This is a genomic window from Acidovorax sacchari (assembly GCF_042847045.1).
GTDB classification, from domain to species: domain Bacteria; phylum Pseudomonadota; class Gammaproteobacteria; order Burkholderiales; family Burkholderiaceae_C; genus Paracidovorax; species Paracidovorax sacchari.
In genome coordinates this window covers 4323663-4336109 of record NZ_AP035783.1, presented here as the reverse complement: position 1 = coordinate 4336109, position 12447 = coordinate 4323663, and the positions used below count along the sequence as shown (strand labels likewise).

Here is a 12447-nt window from a genome sequence, read left to right as displayed (position 1 = left end):
GGATGCGCTAGGCTCGGTGCATGACTGCCCCCCACGATGAGGATCCCACCTGGGACGCGGCCTGGACCTGGGTCCAGCGCGAATTCGACCGCGAGACGTTCGACGAGGCCGCGCGCGCCGAACTGGCCGCGTGGCTGCACGCGGACCCCCTGCACCGCCAGCGCTACGAGGAGGCCGCGCAGCTGTGGCGGCTGGCCGGCATGGTGCCGCGCCGCACGGACGATGGCGGCGGGCATTCCTGAAACGTGCCGCAACGGCCCCGGGTGCAGGCCGCGATGAACAGATGGCCCCGCCAACCGTCTTGTGAAGGCAGGCCCGTCCGGATGCGCTCTCCCTGTCGGGAGCCGCGCGGCGGGGCTGGATGTTCAACCGCACAAGGGATGCACCGATGTCTACGAGCTGCTTCGACCGCGAGGACGAAACCTTCATCGTCCTGATCAACCACGAGGAACAGTATTCGATCTGGCCGCACTGGAAGGCCGTGCCCGAAGGCTGGAAGGCCGTGGACGGCGTGCGCGGCGACAAGAAGACCGTGGTGGCCTACGTGGACGGCGCCTGGACCGACATGCGGCCGAAGTCGCTGCGCGACTGGATGGCGCAGCAGGACGCCGGGGCCGCGGCAGAAGGTTCCACCGCCGCGGCGGCCTGACGGCGATGGCCATGGCGAGCGACGCGGACCTGGTGCTGCTGTGCCTGCCCTGCGCGGGCGCGAGCGCGACGATGTACCTGCGCTGGCAGCGGCGCCTGCCCCCCGGGTTGCGGGTGGTGCCGGTGGAGCTGCCCGGCCGCGGCGCGCGCATGGGCGAGCCGTTCGCGCGGTCGTACGCCGATCTCGTCGGCCCGCTGGCGGAGGGCTGCCTGCGTGCCGCCGGTGGTGCCGCGTTCGCGCTTTTCGGCCACAGCATGGGGGCGCTGCTCGCCTATGGCGTCGCCTGCCGCATGGAGGCCCTGGGCGGTGCCGTGCCCGCGGCACTGGCCGTGTCGGCCTGCGCCGCGCCCGCGCTGCGCAGCGGCGAGCGCTACGCGGAGCCGCTGGACGATGCGCGCCTGATGTCGGACCTGCGCGAGCAGGGCGGCACGCCGGAGGCGGTGTTCGCCGAGCCTGAGCTGCTGCGCATCACGCTCGACGTGCTGCGGGCGGACTACCGCCTGTGCCACGGCTTCCGCCGGCCGGAGTGCGTGGAGGGCGCGGCGCCGCTGTCCTGCCCCGTCCACATTTTCGGCGGGCGGGCTGACCGCATCGCCGCGGCCGAACTGCAGGCCTGGGCGCGCGAGACGCGCGGCCCTTCGACCCTGGACTGGTTTGGCGGCGGGCACTTTTTCCTGCGCGAGGAGGAGGACCGCTTCCTGCGGACCCTGGCCGCGCGCATGACGGCTCCGGGGGCGGCGCGCGGCGCGCAGCCCCTGGCGGCCACCGCCTGACCGCGGCCACCCTTTTTTTCCTGCTTCCTTTTCTGGTTTCCCGCGCTGCCGCTGGCGCCGCGGGCTGGCAGCGCCTTTGCGCGCACGAGGAGTTCCACATGAATGAAATGCCGATGCAATTCAGGCGCCAGGCGCCCGAAGGGTCCGAACTGCCCCTGCTGATCACGCCGAACCGGCCCGGGGAGGGGCTGCTCGATGCCTTCGGCCGCCTGCGTCCGCGCATCGAGGAGGCGCTGCCGGCCGTGGGCGGGGTGCTGCTGCGCGGTTTCGACGTGCCGGCCGTAGAGACCTTCCAGCAGTTCGCGGCGGCCTTCGGCGATCCGCTGCTGAAGTACGAGTTTGCCTCGACGCCGCGCTCGGCCGTGGAGGCCTCCACCGGGGCCGGTGTCTATACCTCCACGGAGTATCCCGCGCACCAGACCATTCCGCTGCACAACGAGCAGGCCTACACCCGCGAGTGGCCCATGCGCATCTGGTTCCACTGCGTGACGGCGGCACCGGAAGGGGGCGAAACGCCGATCGCGGACAGCCGGGCCATCTACCGGCGCATGCCGGAGCGCATCCGCCGCCTCTTCGAGCCCGGCGTGCTGTATGTGCGCAATTTCGGCGAAATGGACGTGCCTTGGCAGAAGGTGTTCAACACGGACCGCCGCGATGCGGTGGAGGCGTTCTGCGCGAAAGCGGGCATCGCGTGGGAGTGGAAGGACGACGGCGGGCTGCGCACGCGGCAGCTGTGCCAGGGCATCGAGGTCCACCCCGTCACGGGCGAGACCGTGTGGTTCAACCAGGCCCACCTGTTCCATATCTCCGCGCGCGACGCGGAAGAGCGCGAGGTGCTGGAGGAGGTGCTGGGCATCGACAACGTGCCGCGCAATACCTTCTTCGCCGATGGATCGCCCATGCCCGATGCACTGATGGACGAGGTGCGCGCGGTGCTGGACGCAGAGACCGTGTCCTTCCCCTGGGAGAAGGGCGACGTGGTGATGCTGGACAACATGCTGGCGGCCCATGCGCGCGCGCCCTTCAAGGGGCCGCGCAAGGTGGTGGTGGCCATGGCACGGCCCCACGGCAACCTGGGAGCGGGCGCATGAACGCGAAGGATCTCGCACTGTCCGCGGCCCTGGATGCGGAGGCGGCGGCGCCGCGCAATTTCGTCGAGCGGCTGCGCACGCTGGCCGGGGAGCGGCCGGACGCTGTCTGGCTGACGGTGGTGGACGAACCGCAGGGCGGCCGGCGCGAAGTGGCGCTGACCTATGCGGAGTTCGCGCGCCGCGTGCACGCCCTGGCCGCGCGGCTGCAGCAGCGGTTCGCCCCGGGCGAACGCGCGCTCGTGCTGCAGGACAACGACGAGCACTATGCCGCCAGCATGCTGGCGTGCTTCCACAGCGGCATCGTCGCGGTGCCGGTGTTCCCGCCCGAATCGCAGCGGCCCCAGCACCTGGCGCGGCTGCAGGGCATCGCGCGGGACTGCGGCGCGGCCTGCGTACTGACCACGACGGAGTGGGAGGCGATGGTGCGCGCCGGTTTCCCCGGCCTGGAAGTGATCGCGGGCGACGCGGTGGACCTGGCGCTCGCCGGCGCGTGGCGCACGCACGAACCGGCGGACGACGACCTGGCCTTCCTGCAGTACACGTCCGGCTCCACGGGGCATCCCAAGGGCGTGATGGTGACGCACGGCAACCTGATGGCCAACGAGCGGGCCATCCAGGAAGGCATGGCCACGGGGCCGGAGGACCGCTTCGTCTCGTGGGCGCCGCTGTTCCACGACATGGGCCTGATCGGGGGGCTGCTGCAGCCGCTGTACTGCGGGGCATCGCTCGTGCTGGTGTCGCCGCGCTACTTCCTGGAGCGGCCCGCTCGCTGGCTGGAACTGGTGTCGCGCCACCGCGCCACGGTCAGCGGCGGGCCCGATTTTTCCTACCGCCTCTGCCTGGAACGCATCAGCGAGGCGCAGGCGCAGGGGCTGGACCTGTCGCACTGGCGCGTGGCCTACAGCGGGGCGGAGCCCGTGCGGGCCGACACCATGGCGGCCTTCGCCGAACGCTTCGCGGCGCACGGTTTCCGCGCAGGCGCGGTGCATGCCTGCTATGGCCTGGCCGAGGCGACGCTCTACGTGACCGGTGTGCGGCCCGGGCAGGGCCTGTGGGCACGGGCATTCTCCGCACAGGCGCTGGCCGTGGGCGCGGCGGAGCCCGGCGATGCGGGCACGGGCCCGCTGCTCGTGGGCTGCGGGGGGCCGGCGAGCGGGCATGCCGTGCAGATCATGGACGTGGCTTCGCTCGCCCCTGCCGATGCGGGCTGCGTGGGGGAGGTCTGGGCGAGCGGGCCCAGCGTGGCGGCGGGCTACTGGGGCCAGCCGGAGGCGACGGCTTCCACCTTCGTGGAGCACGGCGGCCGGCGCTGGCTGCGCACGGGCGACCTGGGCTTCCTGCATGAAGGGCAGCTGGTCGTGACCGGGCGCACCAAGGACCTGATCATCCTGCGCGGCCACAACGTCTATCCGCAGGATGTGGAGCGGGCCATCGAGGCCGAGGTGGAGGCAGTGCGCAAGGGCCGCGTGGCCGTGTTCCCGGTGCAGGGAGCGCAGGCCGAGGGCATCGGCGCGGCGGTGGAGGTGTCGCGCGGCATGCAGAAGCTGGTGCCGCCGCACGCGCTGGTGGAGGCCCTGAGCGCGGCCGTGAGCGAGGCGGTGGGCGAGCCGCTGTCGGTCGTGCTGCTGCTGCAGCCCGGCACGCTGCCCAAGACCACCAGCGGCAAGCTGCAGCGCAGCGCCTGCCGCGCGGCGTGGTCGGAGCGCAGCGCCGATGCCTACGCTATCTACGAGTGGGGGCGCTTCGTGCGCGGCGGGCAGCAGGAGGCTGCCGCGTCCGGCGGCGGCGCCCTGGATGCGCTCGAGTCCGAGGTGGCGGGCATCTGGCAGGACGTGCTGCGCACCGCGGCGCCGCAGGCGCTGGACCGCAACTCGCATTTCTTCGTGCTGGGCGGCAACTCGCTCGCGGCCACCCAGGCGGCAGCGCGCACCGCGCAGCGCTTCGGCGTGGCGTTCGCGCCGCGCGTGCTGTTCGACCATCCGCGGCTCGGTGCGTGCGTGGAGGCCCTGCGCGCAGCCATGGCCGCGGGGCCGGCGGCCGACGCCGGTGTGGTCGCGAGCTCCGTGGAGCCGCTGCCCCCGTCCCTGCGCACCGGGAACCGGCCGCTGTCGCATGCCCAGGCGCGCCAGTGGTTCCTCTGGAAACTGGCACCTGGGGATGCCGCCTACCACGTGGGTGCGGCGCTGTGGATCGACGGTGAGCTCGATGCCGCGGCGGCGCAGGCCGCGCTGGAGGACGTGGCGCGGCGGCAGGCATCGCTGCGCACCGTGTTCGGCGAAGGCCCGGATGGCGTGCCGTTCCAGCGCGTGGAGGACATGCCGGCGATCGCGTCCGAGACGGCGGACCTCGGCCGCACCGCCTGCTCGGAGCGCGACGATGCCGTGCGCGAGCGACTGGATGCGCTGCAGTCCCGCCCGTTCGACCTGCTGCAGGGCCCGCCGTGGCGCGTGGCGCTGCTGAGCCTGGATGCGCGCACGCATGTGCTCGCCGTGGTGATGCACCACATTCTTTCGGACGGCGCATCGATGCAGCTGTGGGTGGCCGAGTGGCTGGAGGCCTACGGCGCGCGCCGCCAGGGCCTGCCCGCGCGGGCCATGCCGCAGCTGCAGTACATCGATTACGCGGCCTGGGCCGCCGGCCGGCTGGAGGCCGGCGAGGGCGAGCGGCAGTGGGCCTGGTGGCGGGAGCGGCTGGCCGATTGGCACGCGACGCCCTGCGAGGTGCGGCCGGACCATCCGCGCTCGCCGCGGGCCGCCTACACGGCCCGCCGCCATGCCTTCGAGGTGCCGGCGGCGGTGGTGCAGGGCCTGCGCGCGCTGCAGGCGCGCGAGGGTGCGACATCCTTCATGGTGTTGCTGGCGGCCTTGCAGGTGCTGCTGTCCCGGTACACGGGGCAGCCGCGCGTGCGCGTCGGCGCGGCGGTGGCGCAGCGGGGCGTGCCCGGCGTGGACGGGCTGGTCGGCCTCTTCGTGAACACCCTGGTACTGCCCGGTACCGTGGGCCCCCAGGCCACGCTGCTCGGTGTGCTGCGCGATGCGCGCGAACTGGTGCTCGGCGCGCAGGCCCACCAGGAGCTGCCGTTCGACCGGCTGGTGGAGGCACTGCGGCCGGAGCGCAGCGCGGGCGCGAGCCCGCTGTTCCAGGTCATGCTCAACCACCTGGCGGAGGACGACCGGCTGCTGCAGTCGGTGCCGGGGCTCGACGTGCGGGCCGAGCCGCTGCAGGGGCCGCAGGCGCAGTTCGAGCTGGTGCTGGAGGCACGCGAGCGCGGCACCGGGGCGCTGTCGCTCACCTGGGTCCATGCGGCCGAACTGTTCGAGCCGGCCACCATCGAGCGGCTGGCCGGCCATTTCCTGGCCTTGCTGCAGGCGATGGCCGAGGGCCCGGACCAGCCGGCCAGTGCGGTGGAGTGGCTTGCGCCCGCCGAGCGCGCGCAGCTGGACGCCTGGAGCCGCAACGACCACCGCGAGAGCGCGCCCGTGCCGGTCTTCCGGCAGCTGGAGGCGCATGCCGCGCGCCAGCCGCAGGCCACGGCGCTGCTGTTCGGCGATGAAGCCATCGGCTATGGGGAACTGAACGCGCGCGCCAACCGCCTGGCGCACCACCTGCTGCGCGAGGGGCTGCGGCCACAGTCGCTGGTGGGCATCTGCATGCAGCGCTCGGTCGGGATGATCGTGGGCATGCTGGCGGCGATGAAGGCTGGATGCGCCTACCTGCCGCTGGATCCGGAGCTTCCGGCCGGGCGCCTGGGCGACATGCTGGAGCACAGCGGCGCGGCCTGGGTGCTGTCGCATGCGGCGACGGCGGGGCAGGTGCCCTCGCTGCCGGGCGTGCGCGTGATCGGCATGGAGGACCTTCAGGACGAAGTGCCCGGCGATGCGGAGAACCCCGGCATCGCGGTGCATGGCGAGCAGCTGGCCTATGTCATCTACACCTCGGGTTCCACGGGGCGGCCCAAGGGCGTGGCCGTGCGCCACGCGGCGCTGCACACCTGCATGGCCTGGATGCAGGGCGCCTACGGGCTGGCCGCGTCGGACACGGTGCTGCACAAGGCGCCCTTCGGCTTCGACGTGTCGTGCTGGGAGATCTTCTGGCCGCTCACGGCCGGCGCGCGCCTGCTGGTGGCGCCGCCCGGGGCGCACCGCGATCCGGAGCGCATCGTGCAACTGATCGAGCGCCACCAGGTCACCACGCTGAACTTCGTGCCATCGATGCTGCGGGCCTTCCTGGACCATCCGGGCATCGAGCACCGCACCCGCCTGCGCCATGTGATCTGCGGAGGAGAGGCGATGCCCGAGACCCTGCAGCGCGAGGCCCTGCGCCGCCTGCCGGGCGCGACGCTGCAGAACCTCTACGGGCCCACGGAAACGACGATCCACGTCACCCGCTGGACCTGCCGGGACGAGACCGGGCCGGTGCCCATCGGGCGGCCCATCAGCGAAACGCAGGCCTGGGTGCTCGATGCGCAGCTGCAGCCGGTGCCCCAGGGCGTGGCCGGCGAGCTCTACATCGGCGGAGCCCTGCTGGCGCGCGGCTACCTGGGCCAGCCCGGGCTGACGGCCGAGCGCTTCGTGGCCGATCCGCGAGGGGCGGGCGGGCGCCTGTACCGCACCGGGGACTGGGTGCGCTGGAATGCCGAGGGACAGATCGAGTACCTGGGGCGCATCGACCACCAGGTGAAGCTGCGTGGCCTGCGCATCGAGCTGGGCGAAATCGAATCGGCGCTGCGCGCGCAGGCCGGCGTGAAGGACGCGGTGGCGGTGGTGCGCGGCGCGGAGGGCGCCGAGTCGCTGGTCGCCTACGTGGCGGGCGCGGGGGATGCCGTGGCGCTGCGTGCGGCACTGGCACAGCGGCTGCCCGGCTACATGGTGCCCCGGGCCATCGTGGTGCTGGACGCTCTGCCGCTCAATGCCAACGGCAAGGTGGACCGGGCCGCGCTGCCCGATCCCGCGCCTGCAGCGCGCACGGACGCAGGCACCGGTTCTGGCGCCACGGCGCCGCAGGGCAGCACGGCGCACCGGCTGGCGGCGCTGTGGAGCGAATTGCTGGGCGTGCCGTCGGTGGGGCTGCAGGACAACTTCTTCGACCTGGGCGGCCACTCGCTGCTGCTGGTGCGTGCCCATCGCCGGCTGGAGGACGAGTGGGGCTGCCGGCTCGCGCTGGTGGACCTGTTCCAGCACCCCACGGTGGAATCGCTCGCGCGCCGCATCGACCAGGCCGCGGGAGACGGCAGCCCGGCGCAGTCCGGTGCATCCGCTGCGGTGCAGTCCGCCGACGACCGCGCGCGCCGGCAGCGTGCCGCGCTGCTGCAGCGCCGCGTCCATCTTCAAGGAGCCCGGGAATGAATGCGCCCATTGACTCTCCCGTGATCTCTTCGCAGGCACCGAGCGGGCTGGAAATCGCGATCGTCGGCATGGCGGGGCGGTTTCCCGGCGCGCCGGATGTCGAGACCTTCTGGCAGCGCATCCGCGATGGCCTGGACTCCGTCAGGACCTATTCGGATGCGGAGCTCGAGGCCCTGGGCGTGCCCGAGGCGCTGCGCCGCGATCCTGACTACGTGAAGGCGGGCGTGCCGCTCGACGGGTTCGACCGATTCGACGCCGAGTTCTTCGGCTTCACGCCGCGCGAGGCCGAGCAGCTCGATCCGCAGCAGCGGCTGTTCCTGGAAAGCGCCTGGGCCTGTCTGGAGCACGCCGGCTGCGATCCGGCGCGCTGGGAAGGCAAGGTGGGCGTGTACGGCGGCGAAGGGCCGGGCGTGTACCTCATGCGCCACCTGCTGCCCGCGGCCGGACTGGACGAGGGTTCGGGCATCGCCGACGTGCTCGGCCTGATGGGCGCCAATGCGCCCAGCTCGCTCTGCGCCCGCGTGGCCTACAAGCTGGACCTGCGCGGCCCGGCGGTGAGCGTGCAGACGGCCTGCTCCACATCGCTGGTCGCCGTGCACATGGCCTGCCAGTCGCTGCTGGGCCACGAATGCGACATGGCACTGGCGGGCGGCGTGTGGCTGAACCTGCTGCAGCAGGGCGGCTACCGCTACCAGGCCGGTGCGATCCTGTCGCCCGACGGGCACTGCCGCGCGTTCGATGCCGATGCCGCGGGCACGGTGATCGGCAGCGGCGTGGGCGTGGTCGCGCTCAAGCGGCTGGAGGACGCGCTGCGCGATGGCGACACGGTGCATGCCGTCATCAAGGGCAGCGCGGCCAACAACGACGGCGCGGCCAAGGTTGGCTTCACCGCGCCCGGCGTGGACGGGCAGGCCGAGGTGATCCGCGCGGCGCAGCTCGTCGCGGGCGTCTCGGCCGACACCATCGGCTATGTGGAGGCGCACGGCACGGGCACGGCGCTGGGCGATCCCATCGAGATGGCCGCGCTCACGCAGGCATTCCGTGCTGACACGGACAGGCGCGGCTTCTGCGCGGTCGGCTCCGTGAAGACCAACATCGGCCACCTGGACGCGGCGGCGGGCGTGGCGGGGCTCATCAAGGCCGCCCTGGCCCTGAAGCACGCGCAGCTGCCGCCGAGCCTCCACTGCCGGCAGCCGAACCCGCGCATCGATTTCGCATCCAGCCCCTTCTACGTCAATACCGAAACTGCTCCATGGCCCCGGGGCGCCTTCCCGCGCCGCGCGGGCGTGAGTTCGTTCGGCATCGGTGGCACGAACGTGCACGTGGTGCTGGAAGAGGCACCGCCGCCGGTGCCGCGCGCGGGCCGTTCCGTGGACGATCAGGCAGGCCAGGGCAGGGAGGGGCCGGAGGGCATTCTTGAGCCCGGGTGGGAGGTGCTCCCGCTGTCGGCGCGCACCGAGGCCGCGCTGCACGCATCCCGCGCGCAGATGGCCTCCCACCTGCGCGGCGGGCCGCAGGAGGCGCTGGCCGACATCGCGCACACGCTGCAGTGCGGCCGCCGGGCCTGGGCCTGGCGCACGGCCGTGGCGGCGCACGAGCCCGGCCTGGCGGCGCAGCGGCTGGAGGCTCCGTTGCCCGAGCCCCGGCGCGTGCCGGCCACCGCGCCCGAGGTGGTGTTCCTGTTTCCCGGCTCCGGCGCTCAGCACATCGGCATGGCGCAGGGGCTCGACCGGCGCAGCGCGGTGTTCCGGCAGGCGCTGGATGCATGCGCCGCCGTCCTGCGGCAGGAGACCGGGATGGACCTGCGGGCGTTGATCCACCCCGCGCCTGGCCGGGAAGCGGAGGCCGCCGGGCAACTCGCGCGCGTCGAGGTGCTGCAGCCCGCGCTGTTCGCGGTGGAGTACGCGATCGCGCAGTGGTGGATGTCGTGCGGCGTGCGGCCCGCGCTGATGCTGGGCCACAGCCTGGGCGAATATGTCGCGGCCTGCCTGGCCGGCGTCTTCGCGCCCGAGGATGCGATGCGCATCGTGATCTGGCGCAGCCGGCTCATGGCCGGCCTGCCCGAAGGCGCGATGACGGCGGTGCCGCTGCCCGAGTCGGAGATCGCGCCGTCGCTGTCCCTCGGCTGCGACCTGGCCGCCGTGAACGGCGATGCGCTCTGCGTGCTGTCCGGCACGCCCGCCGCGGTCGAGGCGGCGGAAGAGGCGCTGCGCGCGCAGGGCCATGCGCCCCGCCGGCTGCACGTGGCCGTGGCCATGCATTCGCGCATGGTCGAGCCCATCGTGGCGGAACTGGAGCGGCGCATCGCCGCGGTGCCGCGCCATGCGCCGCGCATTCCCTTCGTTTCCAACGTCACCGGCCGGCCGATCACGGCCGAGGAGGCCATGAGCCCGGCCTACTGGGGGCGGCACCTGAGGGGTACGGTGCGCTTCCGCGAGGGCCTGGACGCCGTGTTCGCGCAGCCGGGGCGCGTGGTGCTGGAGGCCGGGCCGGGCGAATCCATGGCGGGGCTCGCGCGGCGGCATGCGCAGGCGGCAACGGCCGCCGGCATCTGGGCCAGCCTGGCCCATCCGCAGCAGCGGGACCGCGACGCGCAGCAACTGGCCCAGGCCCTGGCCGGCCTGTGGACGGCGGGCGTGGAGATCGACTGGCCCGCCACACGCGACGGCGCACGCCGCCGGAATGTGCCGCTGCCCACCTATCCGTTCCAGCGCCAGCGCTTCTGGGTGGAGGCTGGCGCGCCCCGAACGCAGGGCGATGCGCCCGCGCCGCGGCCGCAGGGACTCTATTACCTGCCCGCGTGGCAGCGCAGCGAAGCGGTGCCGGAGGCCGCGGGGCCCGGCCCGGGAGACACGGTGCTGCTGCTCGGCGGTGCGGGATTGCCGCTGGCGGAGCGCCTGGCGCAGCGCCTGGCGGAGCGCGGAGCGCGCGTGGTGCAGGTGGCTGCGGCCGAAGGTTTCAGGGAAGACGGCGGTGGCGGCTTCGGGCTGCGGCCGGAGGCGCGCGGCGACCATGCAGCGCTCTGGCGAGTGCTCGGTCCGGTGACGCATGCCTTCCACTTCTGGGGGCTGGAGGAAGACTGGGAGCGCGGCTACTTCAGCCTCCTGGCCCTGGCCCAGGGCCGCGAGGATGCGGGGCGCGATGAACCGCTGTCGCTCACTGCCGTGATCGACCGTGCCGAGGAGGTGGCCGGTATCGAACCGCTGGAACCCGGCAAGGCCACCGTGGCCGCCCTGGCGCGCGTGCTGGGCCAGGAAATGCCGCGCATCGCCTGCCGCGTGGTGGATGTGCTGGTGCCTAACGCCGGCAGCGCCGCCGAGGCGCAGCTGGCCGACGCGCTCGCGGGCGAGCCGGCGCGCCCGTCCGACGAGTTCTGCGTGGCCTGGCGCGGTGCGCAGCGCTGGGTGAAGACCTATGAGCCCGCTCCGGCGCCCGCTGCCTGCGCGCAGCGCCTGCGGGCAGGCAGCGTGGTGCTGATCACGGGCGGGCTGGGAAGCGTCGGCCTCGCGCTGGCGCGGCACCTGGGCCGGCGCCACGGCGCGCGGCTGGTGCTGCTGGGGCGCACGCCGCTGCCGCCGCGCGGGGATTGGGAGGGCCTGCTCGCGCGGCCGGACCTGCCCGCGGCGCAACGCCGCAGGCTCGTGCAGCTGCAGGCGATGGATGCGGACGGCATCGAATGGATGGCCGTGGCGGCCGACGTCACCGATGCGGCGCAGTGGCGGGACACGCTGCAGGCCGTGCATGCGCGCTTCGGCGGCGTGAACGGCGTGGTGCACGCCGTGATGGAGCCGGGCGGCGGCATGCTGGCCACCCGCACGCGGGCCGAGGTGGAGGCGGCCTTCGCCGCGAAGATGCAGGGCACGCGGGCCATGGTGGACGCCCTGCGCGGCGAGCCGGTGGATTTCGTGCTGCTGTGCTCGTCCGTCGCCAGCTGGGTGGGGGGGCTGGGCCGCAGCGACTACGCGGCCGCCAACGCCTGGCTCGACGCCTTCGCCACCGCCAGCCGGCGCGACAGCCCGTGGCCGGTGTTCTCGGTCAACTGGGATGCCTGGCGCGACGTGGGCGTCGGTGCCGACATGGACGTGCCCGAGGGCATGGGCCTGGACGAGCGCACGGGCATGGAGGTGTTCGACCGGGTGGTGAACGGGCCGCTGCAGCCGCAGACGCTGGTGTCGGTCACGCCGCTCGCGCAGCGCCTGCGCCCGCTGGACGGGCTCGTGGATGCGCTGGAGGCCGCGCCGCCGCCAGCGGCTCCCTCCGGCGGCGCCGCGCACCCCCGCCCGGTGCTGTCCACGCCCTACCGCGCGCCGGAGGGCGAGCTGGAGGACAACCTCGCGGCGCTGTGGACCGAGGCGCTGGGCATCGATGGCATCGGCGCCGACGACAACCTCTTCGAGCTGGGCGGTGACTCCCTGCTGGCGATCCGCCTGCTGGCCCGCGTGCGCAAGGCCTATGCCGTGGACATCCACCCCGCGGCCTTCTTCAAGGCCCCGCGCATCGCCGACCTGGCACAGCTCGTGGAACTGCGGCTGATCGAGGACATCGAGCGCGGCGCCGCAACTTCTTCCGTTTCCCTGCAGGCCGATTGA

The 12447-nt window shown here is 73.4% G+C and carries 6 protein-coding genes; all 6 read left to right on the top strand.

Annotated elements, in window-relative coordinates; genetic code table 11:
• Window positions 1-20 precede the first annotated feature (20 nt).
• The 6 genes from ACGHC0_RS19170 to ACGHC0_RS19145 all read left to right on the top strand — a co-directional run bounded on the left by ACGHC0_RS19170 (window position 21) and on the right by ACGHC0_RS19145 (window position 12447).
• Window positions 21-242 (top strand): DUF4880 domain-containing protein, encoded by a 222-nt coding sequence (locus ACGHC0_RS19170; protein ID WP_415266469.1) that lies wholly within the window; start codon window positions 21-23, stop codon window positions 240-242.
• Between the two features lie 146 nt (window positions 243-388).
• Window positions 389-649, top strand: coding sequence for an MbtH family protein (locus ACGHC0_RS19165; RefSeq protein ID WP_013596032.1), 261 nt, complete (start codon window positions 389-391; stop codon window positions 647-649).
• A 5-nt stretch (window positions 650-654) separates the two neighbouring features.
• Entirely contained in the window at window positions 655-1422 is a 768-nt protein-coding gene (locus ACGHC0_RS19160; protein ID WP_405045305.1) for a thioesterase II family protein, read from the top strand.
• A gap of 98 nt (window positions 1423-1520) precedes the next feature.
• Window positions 1521-2513 carry a TauD/TfdA family dioxygenase gene (locus ACGHC0_RS19155; RefSeq protein ID WP_053842618.1) on the top strand — a complete coding sequence of 331 codons (993 nt, stop codon included), beginning with the start codon at window positions 1521-1523 and terminating at the stop codon, window positions 2511-2513.
• Window positions 2510-7858 (top strand): amino acid adenylation domain-containing protein, encoded by a 5349-nt coding sequence (locus tag ACGHC0_RS19150; protein ID WP_415266468.1) that lies wholly within the window; start codon window positions 2510-2512, stop codon window positions 7856-7858. The genes ACGHC0_RS19155 and ACGHC0_RS19150 overlap by 4 nt, the downstream gene beginning before the upstream one ends.
• Window positions 7855-12447 (top strand): beta-ketoacyl synthase N-terminal-like domain-containing protein, encoded by a 4593-nt coding sequence (locus tag ACGHC0_RS19145; protein ID WP_415266467.1) that lies wholly within the window; start codon window positions 7855-7857, stop codon window positions 12445-12447. The genes ACGHC0_RS19150 and ACGHC0_RS19145 overlap by 4 nt, the downstream gene beginning before the upstream one ends.